This window comes from Chitinophaga sedimenti, assembly GCF_023156195.1.
Taxonomy (GTDB): Bacteria; Bacteroidota; Bacteroidia; order Chitinophagales; family Chitinophagaceae; genus Chitinophaga; species Chitinophaga sedimenti.
Map to the genome: position 1 here is coordinate 2,633,100 of NZ_JAKUKA010000001.1, position 14,254 is coordinate 2,647,353.

Here is a 14,254-nt window from a genome sequence, read left to right on the forward strand (position 1 = left end):
CTTAATCAATTAAATATTGTAAGGAAAACTCGCTGCGAAACGTACCGAACAGGTAGTTCTGCGGGCTGCTATAAAAGTTCTTGCGGCAATCGGTATAAATATTTACCTGCACTTTGGGAATCAATTCAAACGCCGGGGTTTGTTTGATGCCGCCTTGCGTCACCAGCCCTTTGTTATCCAGGAACGTAAGACCACTACTGCAACTCAGGGTTTTGAAAAGCATGTAACTCCAGCCGGCGTCCATGTTCAGCAGGTTGCTGTACAAAGCGTTCTGCTGCAAATCACGATTATAGAAGAAGTTTACAGACAACAGATTTTTGTCAATGACGATATTCTCTGCCATATTCACGTTAATAAGTGTACTATTCAAAGGCACACCCGCTGTGGTAAACCGCATTTGCTGTAGCCCTGCGGTAACCAGGTTACTGGCAGGCAGGCTGCCCATATGACCGCTATACTGTGACGTCAGTGATACCTGGCGCGTCAGAAAACCATTTTCCTCTTTAGCATCAGCGGTGCTCTTCATGGAAGACTGCATCATCCTGGTGGTGAAATTCCAGTTACGTTTCACCCGGAATTGCAGATCCGCGGCATACTGCCTGTTTCGCCAACCGGCATCGAATGCGGTATGTATATCGCGGAAATCCATTCGCAGTCCCGTGGACATATGATGAAACCTCCAGCGACGTTTCAGATCAAAACCATACTTCCACGTACCACGTGAACCGAAAGGCGTACCGGGATTGTTGTAGCCCATACCTGCGTAGTCGAGATAAGCACGTTGCGTAAGTCCCGCCTGTGGTACCTGACCACTGTAGCGTAGTCCTACGGACACTGTTTGCCAGAAGTCTTTGAAAAAGGACAACGCCGCTGCTTTTTCGGAAACAGCATAACCATTATTGCCAGCTGTTACTTCGCCAAAGCTGCTATTCGACTTGGAAAAATCTCCCTTTATAACGCCATACTCACCGAGCTCCAACTGTTGTGATACCGTACCCACAAATATGTTGCGACTCAGGAACTGTTGATTGATCTGTTGCCTGGTATTATCCTTTGTACTGGCATTAAGCACAGTCAGGTGTGAATGTGTTTCTGCCAAATCCCCCTTACCGAAACGTGCATATTGCAGTGCATAGCGGCTCGGGGCAATATTGTCTGTAAGGAAAGCGTCTTTCATTCCCAGGCCATCGGTACGTACGCCGGCGCCGAGCATCAGCATCTTACCCTTATTGAAGAAACCCGCTCCGGCCCCATTCATCAACAAACCAGCGACAGAACCGGCGCTGGCGTCTGTATTAAAGCTGCCAATATTCAGCTCTTTTACCCGTAGAAAGAAACGTTGCAGTCCCCCAGCGGAAACAGCTCTTTTGCATTCCGGATACGACTTTCGTCCGTATTCATCCATTGCGACAGTTGTCCTTTCAGCTGATCGAATCGCACCAGTTGCCTGCGTGCCGGCTCCCCACTTTCCAGCTCCTTCTTCAACGAGAGTACTTCCCGGAGGGCTTTATCCTTCGCCTGCCTGCGAAGCGCTGCGGTGTCCGTGAAGAACGCGCCTTGTGCTATGATGGTAGCCTGGATTTCCTCGGTGCTGAACAAACGCTTCAGTTGCGCCGTGTCTAACTGCACTAACTGATCAACGTTGAGCCCCGGCGGCAATAAACTTGCAAACCCTTTACCATAAATGCTGTCCAGCGAAGTTCGAATTGCGCTTACACGTTGATCCACGAACTGTTTCATGGCTGTTTCCAGGTCAATTTCTTTCAGGAAATATTTCTTCAGGTCATAGTACGTATTGAGTTTTGCATTGACCTGTTGCAAATAACCCTCCCGGCTAAAATTCAACTTAAAGACCCCTGCTGAGAGGTAATCGATTTCTTTCCCCCGAAGGAAAAAAGATTATTGTACGCCATGTCAAAAGGGATGTTGGCGATGGTAAGCCGGTCATTGCCGTGCAGCAACACCTTTGACTGTAAAGGCACGCCGGGTAAGTCATCCCAGATAACGTTCGCCCCAATATCCTGTAATTTATTCTGTGGCGGGCCGAACCGGAGAAAAGTTTCCGGGCTAACCACTCCCTGCAAACGGGAGCGCATCTGCCCGGCCTTTTTAGAAAATATTGCTGAACCGCACCGCTATCGGGCAGCGACTTAAACTCGTTAAACTGCTTTAGCTCGGCGGCGCTTATAGTTTTTTTAATATAATCCTGGAAATGCACATCATCCAGGGTATGCAGCATACTGCCCGCTATCGCGGTATCCACTAATGCACGCGCCTGCGCAAGGCGTTGCCTGGCTGCGGCCTTCAGCAGACTATCTGGTGACGACAGCGTGGGAACCGATAAATGCGGTAAACTGTCTATTCGCGGCACGAGTGGTTGCTGCGCGGCCATAGGTAGGGGCCGGATCAGCGATGCGCAGCTTAACGCAAACAATAAACCGGGTATCTTAAACATACAGGTTAATCTTTAGGGATAAAACACTTTATAAGCCACCGCCCGCCAACACAGGCGGTGGCCCAATATGACAGGGAGGGTTATTCCTCCTCGATGATCAATCCGTTGATGTACGACATACTACCTAAGTTGCCCACCCCGAGCGGAATGTACACATCGATAAAGAGCTGGCCGTTGGCGTTCGGTTTACAACCGGTAATCACACTCGACTCGCTCGTATTCAGCCATGCGCTGTGATTCCTCGTACTGTCGCCAACCGTGTAATAGCCCGTTCTTGGACTGGTAGCGCTATTGCTGGAGCTGCGGGATGCTACCAACGTTACCTTGTATGTTTTATTGACAAGAAGACCCGACACCTTCAGATTGTGGTTAGGATTAAGGGAACCGGAGTTGTACCAGTACCCTTTAAGCACGATATCAGGAATCACACCACTATTATTATTTGTGGTCATACCATCCACATCAGAACCGTTGGCGCCTACGTAAGGCACCCAACTGCTTGTGGCTACACTATTCACAATCCACGGCTTCACAGGATCCTGTACAGAAATCACTGCTACACTCGGATCGCCATACATATTAACCCAGCCTGGTACGGCAGTAGCCTGCGTTTTGGAAAATTGTACACGCATAGACGGTTTGCCCGATGGCGGGAACACGCTTACCTTTACCTCATCACTAATCGTTGCTGTAGCGGTCGTCAATTTAATCCTGAAGATATAAGTACCGTTGGTCAAACCCGCTACTATCGTATTAGTACTGAAAGGGCTACGGATTATAGCGGTACTGGGGCCGCTCACCTGCTCCCAGGTACGTGAGGTAATGTTAATGCCATTTGTCTCAATCACCGGTAGAAGAGAGGCCGAATCTTTTGGCAAATTCACCACTACGTCGGGTACATTTACAATAGGTGTGGGAGGAAGTGTACCAGTAATTCCGATATCAATTACACTTAGGTAAGTAAACGTAGAGTTTTTCGTTTTCATATAAACGATCACGGAATCCATACCGGTTACGTTATGGATGATGGCATTGTTATAGTCACCCGGCTGTCCGGTGGCATATTTGGTTTCCATCACCTTCGCCTGGGCCCACGTTTCGGTCTGCAGGCGGCTCTGCATCATGCGAGTTCCTGCATCATTATACAAACGCGCGCCCCAGAGTTTGATGCGGTATTGATTAGTTGGACTAAGTCCGCGTATTTTAAGCGCTACAGAGTTATCCGGCGCCCCTTCGTGTATATACATGCTTTCGCGGGTAGCAGTGGTGGGATAGTCACCAACATCTGCAGTGGAGATACCTCCGAAGTTCATCGATTGGGTAGCGGCATTCGCATCGTACGTAACTGCCGGATTGCCCATCAACTCGATACTTACAGGGGACGTTATATTTTCCGTCGTAATCAGACTTCTGATGATTGCACCATTGCGGAAGCCGAGCGAGCCGCCAGAGCCGCTCCAGTTATTCCAGTAATGATTATAAGCATCTGGGGAAGCCGTAGGCCAACCGATTACCGCACCATTTGCAGGATTGAGCGTATTCTGATTATCGCCACCCAAATCTACCAGCAAACGATGATCAAATCCACCAATGGCGCCGGGAGGCACCAGGCTTGTAACGTTAGAAACAAGCGTACCAGAATCAGCAAACTCTGCCCGTACACGGAAATAAATTAACCCAGTGCGTGGCCTGCTATAAGTTTTCTTGACCGTATTTCCACTGGGAATAACATCGTACTGTGACCAACTATTACCATCTGCCGATGTATCTACATAATACTTTCTTACACCGGTAATCGGCACAAAATAAGACTCAAGTGTTTTGAACAACACGCGCGCAAGCGCCTGCGTACCTGCCGGATTACAGTGTAAGCCATCTCCCGAATCATAAATCGGATTTAAACGGCGTACGGAATCCGGATCCGCCAGCGTGGAATACCCTTCCACAAAACGCGTAGGCCAGGTAAAGCGGATACTGTCACCAAGACTTCTCAGCATTTGGTATTGAAAATCGCTCACACCATTGCGCGGCTGCGTAGTATGAAAAATAATAGGTATGCCCTTAGCTTTGGCCAGGTTATCAATATAGCGAAGATTAGCCATTGAAGTGGCTACAGGGATACCAGTCCCAGCGTCGTTCGTTGGCAGCACGCAGTAAATAAAGTCGGGGTTGAGATTAAGCGCTGTAGTGATATTATGACCAGGCGTACCACCCATATCTGTCGGCAACACGTTTTGCGTTGTATATCCGCCCACGGCAAAGTTCGACCAGGTAGGTGAAATGGTGGAAGAAGTCAACCAGGCAGCAATCCTGTCTGTAAGTCTATTTGGAGCAGAAGTACCTACACCTTCCAGCGTAGAGGAACCTATGCCCGCCATATTGGGATAATTATACAGCGATGTGTGGTTCGTTGCCCAACGCAACATGAACGTATTATCGCCGTTGTCAAAAACACCCGCATTTAACACTTTCAGGTTACTCCCCCATCACCACTCAATACTGGATCATCAGTGTCAAATCCATCTGCGGCTTCGATATAGATTTGATCGGTATCCGCCAGCGCTGGATAAAATGTAATGGTGCCCGTTTCCTTTTCAAAGAATACGCCGCGTGCGTAGTTGCGGTACTGAAAAAGGCCATTCCGCCATACTTTCACCTGTCTGTTTATAAAGGACGGATCATTGAAAGTACTGGCGCCCACTGCAGGATAGTTATCCATGCCTGGCTTGAATTGCAGCGCCTTGCCAAGCTTTCGGAATGCAGTTCGCCCGCTGCCCTGGTTAAACAGAAAACCGGATGTCTGCTTAGATCCGTTCTCAATAATCAACTCCGCGTTTTCGACGCGCACAGTGTCTTTCGTTACTTTGAGCGATACTTGCTGTGCAATGGTGACTTGTAAGGACAGCATGCCCCACACGAACAAAATAATTTGTCGCATAATTGTTAACAAATAAAATGATTATAAAAAGTTAGAAGAATAGAGCCCCAATGCCATATCTGCTAAGGGACATGACGCAGGTGAACATACAATTTGTTAAAGCCTTTGGCGGAACGGCAACTATTCCTTTAGTAAAAGCGATATTGTGTTGTTATAAATTGAGAGTAGACATGCCCGTGATGGCATAGATGTAAATGCAGATGTATATTTCATTTTATACGGTATAAGGCGAGGTTACTGTAATACTTCTTGATAAATAAACTATCACTATCGAGTTCCAAACTATCGTTTCAGCTATTGAGGCACAAAGTAACGTTAAAATCTTTTAACAAAAAAACATTTACTAAAATTTTTAGCAATAAAAGTTTATTCTACTTAAAGTAGTAAACGACTTAGTATGTAATATCCACCAAGGACATCAATTTATTTAACAGGGCATACCTCACCTCTCCGATTGCTACTCTACAAGTCAACTTTGGCATGGTTGATAACTCTCAAGCCCACAATTTCCGCAACCGTTTATTAACTTCCTGTTAATTCTCCATCAAAATAGAAAAGAACAGTACAACGCACCTGCTATCTAATAATATTTTACAACGGCATCATACGCCTTCATCCCATAATCCTCCTGATTCATCCTTCATCTCACCACCATACATTGTATCTAAACTAAAAGTGCTCCTGACACCGGTCAGAAGCACTTATTTCATGAAAAGTCCATACTGGTTTAGCGCATACCGCCGGATACAGCGATATTTTCGCCGGTGATCCATAACGCATCTTCCGATGCAAGGAACACAACCGCCGGTGCAATTTCTGCAGGTTGTCCAATACGACCCATAGGTGTTGCAGCAATCATGGCCGCTTCAATAGGACTACCGGCCAATCCAAGGGAGCGGGCGCCTTCCGTATCAGTGCTCCCGGGGAGACTGCATTGACGCGGATATTACGTCCTGCAAGCTCTCTTGACAGTGCAATCGTAATGGCATTTATAGCCGCTTTGGATGACGTGTACACGCTGGTATGGGGACTCGGATTCTGTGCTCCCACAGAACTGATGTTAATGATGCTTCCACCAACTGCTGGGAAGTGTTTCAGTGACTCCTTGATGACGGTCAGGGGGCCGAAGACATTCACACCAAATTGTAGCTGGAAATCAGCTGCTGTAAAGTCCTCTATAGGGCCAAACCGGGCTACGGCGGCATTGTTCACCAGGATGTCGATCTTTCCATATAAAGATGATACTTCCTCTATCAGCGCTACGACTTCCGCTTCCTTTGAGATATCTGCCTTTAACGCAATCGCTTTACCACCGGCCTCTTCGATTTCCGCTACTACACGATCGGCATCTTCCTTTCCTGAATTGTAGTTAACAATAGTCGTAGCGCCTGCTGCTGCTAGTGCTTTCGCTACTGCTACACCGATTCCCTTTGATCCTCCGGTTACTACCGCGACTTTCTGATTTAAATTGACTGGCATATCGCTTAATTTTCAACAAAGCTAAAATCACTAACTTTACATTGGATATGGGTTTCCTTTTGGAAAGTAGTTTCCTCACAGAAAGTATCTTCTTAAACAATGAAGAAAAAAATATTTATAGACAACAAACCTTTGAATTGTCCAAGTCAATTAAAAGCGATACACGACACCATGGATTTGCTCAATGGAAAGTGGAAGATCACTATCATTGGTTGTCTGAATTTTGGAAACAAGCGTTTTATGGATCTGCAGCGCGAGGTTACAGGCATTGGTGCTAAAATGTTGTCAAAAGAATTACAGGAGCTGGAAATAAACGGACTTGTTTCCAGAACAGTGCTGAACACTAAGCCTGTTACTGTAGAATATGCGATTACTGCGTATGGAGAAACCCTAAGGCCGATACTGCGGGAGATGGCAAACTGGGGACAACACCACCGGAGCAAGGTGAAGGCATCTTTGAACGGTGGGAAGCCGGGCTGAGTTTATTGGCGTCGCAGGGGTTAAAGATTGAACTGCTTGAAGAGAACAAAAAAAGAACATAATATTCGGCCTCATCGATACTTACATAAGTGATGCTAAAGCAAAACAGTCATACCAATAAAAAAGCGCTATTTAATTAAATTAGTAGTTCTTCACCTACCACGGCATTGCATCAGCTGTGCGTGCAAAATATCTATATAACGAAAAATGGGGCGCCTCCACAGCGCCCCATCACTCTCTCCATATAACAAATTCTTACTGCCGGATAAATACCGTATCCAACGCAGTCACCGCCCCCGGCGTAACAGGCACATTAAACGCGGTATCCCGGTAAGGTGTCTGCGCATCATACACCAGGCGCCAGTCACCAGCCGCCAGTCCGCCAAAGAAATAGTAACCGGAAACAGCATCAGGCAACGCCAGCAGCGTATCCGTGTTCTGAATTGCCCAAACCTGCGTAGCAGCGACGGTTGGCAGAACAACGCCTTTAATGCTGCCTCCTACCGCGGCTGCATAAGCACGGATCACGGGCTTCAGGATGTATTGACCGCTATTGCCGGCGGTTACCACCGAGCGGCTGGCGTCGAAATCGATATAAAGACGGTATACTACGCCGGCTACCAGTTCGGTCTTGAATTTCAATTTCAGCCCGGACTGCTGTGCGGAAGGTGTTTTTAGTTCGTGGGAGGCGCCGTCGATCACCACGGTGTTGCGGTCGCCCAATACGAGGCGGATCTGGTTAACGTAGCCTGCGGAAACGTCCGCATTGGCAAGTACGGTATCCAGTCCGTTGCGGAAATCGAGGAGGTTGTAAATACCCGGATGCAGTAAGGGAACTTCTACCCAGCCGGTCTCGATGTTGCCGCCGTCCGAGGCGTTAATTAGTATTTTCTGAATGTCGATGTTAACAGCGTCATAACTAGCCGGAGCATCAGTAAGCCGGATTTCCAGGCGGGCTTTGCCGCTGTTGTCTTCATTTTTCTGACAGGACACAAAAAGGGCGGATGCTGTCATCAGCCCTGCAATTGCAGTAAGGATTCGGTTTTTCAGATAAGTGTTTTTCTGCGGGGTTAGACGGCAACTTTACTTGAAGGTTTAATGTGGTATAAAAAAACGCGGCTCCCGCCGCGCTTTTTTCAAATTACTTCATCCCCTGACTCTCCTCAAACGTGGGCCCGTACAACCCAGGCACCTTATTCCCCGTCGCCCGCAGGTACACGATCATCTCTCCACGATGGTGATAAATATGATTGAATAAAAATCCTCTTGCCACAATGCCACGCGGCATCGGCCCCAGCACCACTTTATCACCCGCCTTCATCGTCCATTGCTGGCCGAGGCTTTCATCGGTTGCCTGTTGCAACGCCGCACGTGCCTTCTCCACGTTGGATTCGAACAGCGCCAGCGTGGCTTCGATATCCGGGGATCGCCGCGTTCCAGTTTATCTGCGGCCAGATCATACTCGTTCTGCGTGAGGGTGCCGGTGTACCAATAATAAATGGTGGCAATATGCTGGGCCAGTTCGCCCATCGACCAGCAAATGGAAGAAGGCTTAAACGAAAGGTCCTTCTGCGGCACTGCCTGCAGCAGTTTCCGCGTATTGTTTACTTCGTGTTCAAATTCTCCGATTAAAGTTTGGACGATCATGGTTTCAATTTTCTCTAAGTTAACATTTTATCGGTTATCCCGATCGTCCACATCCATACGTTTTTCATCGCCCTGCTCCATCGATACCAAGATGCCATTTTTGAAGTGCATTTCCACATTGATCTCGTACCAAACCTTGAGGTAGATGTGTTCTTTGTAGTACAGTGTTTCCGATCCTAAACACATCCGTGTAAAATAGTATCCTGCACTATTCAAAATTCAAATTTTCATGTTATATTTATTTACCGGAAATATTATCCCTTTTTTTTTGGAATTAACCCAAACTCGTAACCGGGACATTCAAACCATGTAGTACTATATATTTTTTTAACCCACATTTAAATCAATACTTATGAAACAAAATTTTCGTCCCCTGCTGACCCTCATTGTCAGCCTCACCTTCAGTATGTCTTTGTCTGCCCAAACTACCGTCACGGTAATTGATTACCAAAACTGGAGTTCCACCGCTTGCAATGCATTTGCACCTGCAGAAGTCAATGTCAGCAACATACCACATCGCGCTGTCACCGGGCAACCTCAACGTGACAACACAAATCAGGCATTGAGTCTGGGCTGCTTTAATTCCAGCCCCGCAAACGGAACAGAATATCGTCTTTCCTACAATTTTAAGGCGGGTTTCAAGTACATCATCAAGGTGAATGCCTCCAGCTACAATGCACCTAATTTATTCTTTGATTTCTTATCCAGTGCCAACGCCCTCAGCAATTCTTGCTCAGGCTACAGTTCGATGCTTTCCGCAACGCCCACGCGAAAAGGAGTGCAACTATCAACAGGTACTTATACAGATAAAGAGGTCACTTGGGAATCCTGTCCCGGCAACTACCCTTACCTGCTGGTTACCTGTAGCCCAATCATGAGTACCGCTGTGCAAACGGCCCTGATAAGAAAAATCACGATTACAGAAATTACACCGGCGGATCCGGAACTCACATTGACGCCAACTTCCTTTACCCCGGTGTGTGGTGCTCCCGTTACCCAAACTTTTACCGTGAACAATCCATTTAATGTTACCGGCATCACACAATATGTATGGAACCTGGGCGCCTCAGCGGGCGCTTGGACTTATAACGGCAATCCGGCAGCAACCAGCATGACCACTACTGCCAACGCCATCACCTTGACCACTGCTCCGTGTACAGGTACGCCACCAGCTAATTTTACGGTTACTGCGTATAAAGGAACAACCGCTTATAAAACGTACACCGTTTACGCCAACCCTGTGCCGCCGGTTACAACAATGGCAATTCTTGGTGATGACCGTATCTGCAGTGGTTCCAAAAACTACACGGTAAGTGGTATGCCTTGCGGTTCTCAAGTAACCTGGAGCAGTACACTTGCCAACCTTAGCTGCACGACCTGTAACGCGACCACCGTTGGCATGATCACAGAGGGAAGCATTACACTTACTGCTGCTGTACTCACACCATGCAGCAGTACGCCTGTAGTACTGACAAAAACAATTACGACTGGCGTGCCACATCCGTTGGACAACATTTCCATCGTTTCAGGCAACGGCAACTATAGCGCTCCCTTTATGGAAATGCTGACGAACTACATGACGGTACAGGTAAACACGAACGGCTTCTCCAATCTGGTATGGACCATAGCTCCCAACTCCCTTCCAGACTTCACCGCAACACCATCATCAAACGGACAAACACTTGATGTATATGCTTCGCTCGTCCCCTACAGCAACGAGCAGGGAACCGTTCGCCTGGCAGCCACTCACAATGTTTGCGGCCGTTCGACCAAACGCTTGACCTTTTATGAGGGTGCGGGCGTGGGAGGCTTTACCATTGGTGTATCACCCGTTCCGGCAAATAACATACTGCAGATTAGTGTAACAGATAACAACAAATCAGTTCAACGCAGCAGTAATGGGAAAACACAACCAGGAAAGCTCACTATTCAACACGTGCAGGTATTGGACAAACTGGGTAATGTAAGACTTGACCGCAAATTACGGGCTGGTAGCCGCAATACGTCACTCGACGTATCGGCCCTGCCAGGAGATGTATATGTGCTGAGAGTATTCGACGGCAGTATCTGGCAATCGAAACAAATTATCGTACGACATTAATTCGTTCCATTTTGTCTAACAAAAAGGTATTGCCTCCATGAAGCAATACCTTTTTTGTTGCAGGCATATTACCCAAAGAAAGCATGTATTTCTATCTCCCCATAAACATCTCCAAACACCGCCAATACTTATCCTTAAATATCTCCCATTCCAATTCCAGCTTCCCCGCATACCGCGCTTCCATCTCATACACCACCTTCGACGCACCCCGAAAATCACTGCACGCAATGTAAATATCGCGTACATTATTCAGGGTCTGCCGGCCTACATTCAGGTAGCCGCCTACGTCACGCAGCTGTTCCATGATCTCGTCCTCGAACGCGTTCATCATATCGGAGGTAGGACGGTCGGGCATGCCGTTATTGTTTTCTCCATCATATTTAATGCGGATCTTCAGCATCCATGGGTGCGAGGCTTTACCATCCCACTCCAGCAACGTGGTATTGATGACTGCAATAGCGGGCCAGCCATTCTGTAATTTGCCTTCAAGGGCAGAGTATTGATCGTTCATCGTGTCATAACGGATGCCGTTATATTTCTCCACGAACTCCTTCTCGCGCCACAGGAGAAAATCCTTCAGTTTAGAGATGGGAATCAGTTCCTTTTCGGCCTGTTCCGCTCCGCATACAGACACCGCATCGATCATGGTTACGCCGTTCAATTCACCCAGATAATTATCCAGGAAAATCATCACGCCGTTAAAGATGCGGTCTTTCTCTTCCTCCGTATAATCCGGGTGCACTACCACGATATCCACCTCGTCCGGGTATTCTTCATAATCGTTCGAATAGAAACAAAGATTATCACTATTAAATACTGAACCGCTCATTTCGATGTTCACATCTTTCAGGTCGAGCATGGGCTTCAGGGCTGTAAATTTCCAGTGGGCAATACGCGGCGCGGCTGCCACCAACTCCTCTGCAAATACAATATTTTTGATAATCCCATCGGGGGTAATAATCAGTTCCGCACAATCATCGGCGCACATACCGGTTACATACCAGTAGCCTTCTTTCAATTCTTTCAACTTGTCGGATAAGGGGCTGAAAAACTTCTCTTCAAGCTGGTCGCCGCTTTTTACGATGGTATAAAATTGCTCCGCGTTAGCCTCGAACCACTTCCAGAAATCGGCGTAATTAGTAATAGGTTTCTCCTTTTTTCCAAAGATGTTCTTCCAGATGCTCATATAATGCCTGTTGATAGTATTAAACCGAAACAATATACCGAAAATTAGTATCTTATCGCTGAAAGACAACCCGAAACTAGTATAATGATGTACACTTCTTCCGCTTGCTACGCGACTTCACAGCGCGCTGAAATGGCTGTTTATTGTATTGTGTTCTGTTGGCGCACCGGCTATTGCCGTCGCACAATCCAAACCTAACATGGTCATATTCCTGGCAGATGATCTGAACCAGCAGGATGTAGGCTGTTACGGCAACAAGGATGTTCGCACGCCTAACATGGATACACTTGCCGCAGAAGGCATGCGGTTTAAACGGGCTTACGCCGCCTCCCCTATGTGCGCACCCTCGCGCAGCGCTTTGTTCACGGGACTGTATCCTTACCGCAACGGCTCGCAGATGAACCATTTCACGGTAAGGCCTAACACGGCCAATCTGCCACAGTTCCTGCAAAAGCTGGGATATCGTGTAGTCATTGCCGGCAAAACGGATGTATTCCCGCTTGATAATTTCCCTTTTGAAAAGATAGGAGAAGAGTTTGGTAAATATGCCCCGATCGAGAACCGCCTCGACCGGAAAAAGGAAACGGTACGGCTGATCGCCAGTCATTTTAAGAGAGAGGCCCGGACAACCGATCTGTCTTATTGTAGCGCCCTGGGTGCCGCATGTGCCCTGGTTCCCGAACCAGGACTTTAACCCGGAAGCACTGAAACTGCCCGATTACCTCGCCGACACCAAAGCCACGCGTAAAGCCCTGGCTGCGTATTACACCAGTATAGGCGCTGCCGATCACATGTTGGGCGAAGTGATGCAGGCCATCGATAAGGCGGGACAAAAGAATAACACGGTGATGATGGCCATCGCCGACCAGGGCGCACAGTTCCCATCCGCCAAATGGACGGTATACGACCAGGGCCTGCGCATCCCCATGATCATCCGCTGGCCCGGCAAAGTACCCGCTGGCGCCACTTCCGACGCGCTGGTATCGCTGGTGGATCTCACGCCTACCCTCGTTGACCTCGGCGGCGGGCAGCCCATCAAAGGGCTCGATGGCGCCTCTTTTAAAAACGTGCTGCTCAAAAAAACCGACGTGCACCACGATTTCATTTTCGCGGAAACTTCGGTAGAACCGCACTTCTGGTACAACTATACACCATCCCGCACCGTGATTACCCGGGAAGGTTTGCACTATATTAAAAATTATCACCCCGGCCTCCGCTTCATCACACATATTGATAAAGTAGAACAAAACGAGTTTTATTTTGACAGCTGGACAGCTGCCGCCACTACTGATCCGAAAGCGAAGTTCCTGTTAGACCGCTATAGCTATCGTGCGCCGGACGAGCTATATGACATCAACACCGACCGTAACGAGTTCAACAACCTCGTTACGAATCCCGCCTACCACCGCAAAGTCTCCGACCTGAAAAAATTGCTCGACCAGGAACTGGCGCGTCAGGGCGAAACAGCACAAATGATCCGCGAAGGCAACCTACCCGTTTTCTTCGACAAGAGTTACACCGTACGCCCCAATGGAAGTGCATCCGACCTTTCTTTCAACAGGAAACTCTGGAACCCGGACGTACTCTACATCACCGCCTACCTCGACAATATCGCGCAGGGCGGCGTCGTATGCGAATACTTCAACAACTTTAAATTATTTGCCCATAACAGTAAGATCGGCATTAAACTCCCCGGCGGCACGGAAATCACCAGCGAAACGCTGCCGTTGCAACAGGGACAGCTCCTATTACGTTTATCTGCTGCCGGCGAACTGGAAGTGCGTTTTAACCAGGCGCTTGTGCTCACAAAAAAACTGGAGAAGGATTTCACGAAGATCAATGGTGGTTATGTCACCTGGGGCATGATCCAGGGCCGGGAACTAAAAGGCAACCTGCAGCCATATGCAGGAAAGATTACCGACCTGCGGTTTACGATGAATGAATTGTCGCGCGAGCCTTGAGTGCATG

At 48.0% G+C, this 14,254-nt stretch carries 14 protein-coding genes and 1 pseudogene; 4 read left to right on the forward strand and 11 right to left on the reverse strand.

The window, feature by feature from the left end; all coding sequences use genetic code 11:
* Position 1: 1 nt before the first annotated feature.
* From MKQ70_RS15030 to MKQ70_RS15060, 6 genes and pseudogenes are all read right to left on the reverse strand, one after another.
* Positions 2-1,405: a hypothetical protein gene (locus MKQ70_RS15030; protein ID WP_248072287.1), complete on the reverse strand. Its 1,404-nt coding sequence runs from the start codon at positions 1,403-1,405 to the stop codon at positions 2-4.
* A complete protein-coding gene (locus MKQ70_RS15035) occupies positions 1,321-1,821 on the reverse strand; it encodes a hypothetical protein (RefSeq protein WP_248072288.1) in 501 nt (166 codons plus the stop codon). The genes MKQ70_RS15030 and MKQ70_RS15035 overlap by 85 nt, the downstream gene beginning before the upstream one ends.
* 20 nt (positions 1,822-1,841) lie before the next feature.
* Entirely contained in the window at positions 1,842-2,096 is a 255-nt protein-coding gene (locus tag MKQ70_RS15040; RefSeq protein ID WP_248072289.1) for a hypothetical protein, read from the reverse strand.
* Positions 2,097-2,535: 439 nt separating this feature from the next.
* Positions 2,536-4,923, reverse strand: coding sequence for an SGNH/GDSL hydrolase family protein (locus MKQ70_RS15045; RefSeq protein WP_248072290.1), 2,388 nt, complete (start codon positions 4,921-4,923; stop codon positions 2,536-2,538).
* A gap of 2 nt (positions 4,924-4,925) precedes the next feature.
* Positions 4,926-5,393, reverse strand: a complete 468-nt coding sequence (locus MKQ70_RS15050; RefSeq protein WP_248072291.1) for a hypothetical protein — start codon at positions 5,391-5,393, stop codon at positions 4,926-4,928.
* Between the two features lie 727 nt (positions 5,394-6,120).
* A pseudogene (locus MKQ70_RS15060) lies at positions 6,121-6,872 on the reverse strand (SDR family NAD(P)-dependent oxidoreductase).
* Between the two features lie 99 nt (positions 6,873-6,971).
* Here MKQ70_RS15060 and MKQ70_RS15065 point away from each other — a divergent pair.
* Complete coding sequence (locus tag MKQ70_RS15065; protein ID WP_248072294.1) at positions 6,972-7,352, forward strand: winged helix-turn-helix transcriptional regulator; 381 nt, start codon at positions 6,972-6,974, stop codon at positions 7,350-7,352.
* 255 nt (positions 7,353-7,607) lie between these two features.
* Here the strand turns inward: MKQ70_RS15065 and MKQ70_RS15070 are convergent, their stop codons facing one another.
* The 4 genes from MKQ70_RS15070 to MKQ70_RS15085 all read right to left on the reverse strand — a co-directional run bounded on the left by MKQ70_RS15070 (position 7,608) and on the right by MKQ70_RS15085 (position 9,185).
* On the reverse strand, positions 7,608-8,366 hold the full coding sequence (locus tag MKQ70_RS15070) for a DUF4382 domain-containing protein (RefSeq protein WP_248072295.1): 759 nt from the start codon (positions 8,364-8,366) through the stop codon (positions 7,608-7,610).
* Between the two features lie 127 nt (positions 8,367-8,493).
* Entirely contained in the window at positions 8,494-8,715 is a 222-nt protein-coding gene (locus MKQ70_RS15075; protein WP_248072296.1) for a DinB family protein, read from the reverse strand.
* On the reverse strand, positions 8,670-8,999 hold the full coding sequence (locus tag MKQ70_RS15080) for a DinB family protein (RefSeq protein WP_248072297.1): 330 nt from the start codon (positions 8,997-8,999) through the stop codon (positions 8,670-8,672). The genes MKQ70_RS15075 and MKQ70_RS15080 overlap by 46 nt, the downstream gene beginning before the upstream one ends.
* 27 nt (positions 9,000-9,026) lie before the next feature.
* Positions 9,027-9,185, reverse strand: a complete 159-nt coding sequence (locus MKQ70_RS15085) for a hypothetical protein (protein ID WP_248072298.1) — start codon at positions 9,183-9,185, stop codon at positions 9,027-9,029.
* Between the two features lie 166 nt (positions 9,186-9,351).
* Here MKQ70_RS15085 and MKQ70_RS15090 point away from each other — a divergent pair, with 166 nt between their 5' ends.
* Positions 9,352-11,100 (forward strand): T9SS type A sorting domain-containing protein, encoded by a 1,749-nt coding sequence (locus MKQ70_RS15090; RefSeq protein ID WP_248072299.1) that lies wholly within the window; start codon positions 9,352-9,354, stop codon positions 11,098-11,100.
* 91 nt (positions 11,101-11,191) lie between these two features.
* Here MKQ70_RS15090 and MKQ70_RS15095 read toward each other — a convergent pair whose 3' ends face one another.
* The gene (locus tag MKQ70_RS15095; protein WP_248072300.1) at positions 11,192-12,286 is read right to left on the reverse strand and encodes a DUF695 domain-containing protein; all 1,095 of its coding nucleotides are present in this window, start codon (positions 12,284-12,286) and stop codon (positions 11,192-11,194) included.
* Positions 12,287-12,485: 199 nt separating this feature from the next.
* Between MKQ70_RS15095 and MKQ70_RS38515 the strand changes: the two genes are divergently transcribed.
* Together MKQ70_RS38515 and MKQ70_RS15100 are read left to right on the forward strand one after the other, a co-directional pair.
* Positions 12,486-12,980 carry a sulfatase-like hydrolase/transferase gene (locus MKQ70_RS38515; protein ID WP_282456538.1) on the forward strand — a complete coding sequence of 165 codons (495 nt, stop codon included), beginning with the start codon at positions 12,486-12,488 and terminating at the stop codon, positions 12,978-12,980.
* Positions 12,943-14,247: a sulfatase-like hydrolase/transferase gene (locus tag MKQ70_RS15100; protein ID WP_308199032.1), complete on the forward strand. Its 1,305-nt coding sequence runs from the start codon at positions 12,943-12,945 to the stop codon at positions 14,245-14,247. The genes MKQ70_RS38515 and MKQ70_RS15100 overlap by 38 nt, the downstream gene beginning before the upstream one ends.
* The last annotated feature ends 7 nt before the right edge of the window (positions 14,248-14,254 follow it).

Excerpts from the sequence above, each read along its gene's own strand:
- MKQ70_RS15050 (WP_248072291.1), bottom strand. The coding sequence starts at position 5,393 with ATGCGACAAATTATTTTGTTCGTGTGGGGCATGCTGTCCTTACAAGTC.
- MKQ70_RS15040 (WP_248072289.1), bottom strand. The coding sequence starts at position 2,096 with ATGCGCTCCCGTTTGCAGGGAGTGGTTAGCCCGGAAACTTTTCTCCGG.
- MKQ70_RS38515 (WP_282456538.1), top strand. The coding sequence starts at position 12,486 with ATGGTCATATTCCTGGCAGATGATCTGAACCAGCAGGATGTAGGCTGT.
- MKQ70_RS15030 (WP_248072287.1), bottom strand. The coding sequence starts at position 1,405 with ATGGATGAATACGGACGAAAGTCGTATCCGGAATGCAAAAGAGCTGTT.
- MKQ70_RS15090 (WP_248072299.1), top strand. The coding sequence starts at position 9,352 with ATGAAACAAAATTTTCGTCCCCTGCTGACCCTCATTGTCAGCCTCACC.
- MKQ70_RS15080 (WP_248072297.1), bottom strand. The coding sequence starts at position 8,999 with ATGATCGTCCAAACTTTAATCGGAGAATTTGAACACGAAGTAAACAAT.
- MKQ70_RS15070 (WP_248072295.1), bottom strand. The coding sequence starts at position 8,366 with ATGACAGCATCCGCCCTTTTTGTGTCCTGTCAGAAAAATGAAGACAAC.
- MKQ70_RS15095 (WP_248072300.1), bottom strand. The coding sequence starts at position 12,286 with ATGAGCATCTGGAAGAACATCTTTGGAAAAAAGGAGAAACCTATTACT.
- MKQ70_RS15085 (WP_248072298.1), bottom strand. The coding sequence starts at position 9,185 with ATGTGTTTAGGATCGGAAACACTGTACTACAAAGAACACATCTACCTC.
- MKQ70_RS15065 (WP_248072294.1), top strand. The coding sequence starts at position 6,972 with ATGAAGAAAAAAATATTTATAGACAACAAACCTTTGAATTGTCCAAGT.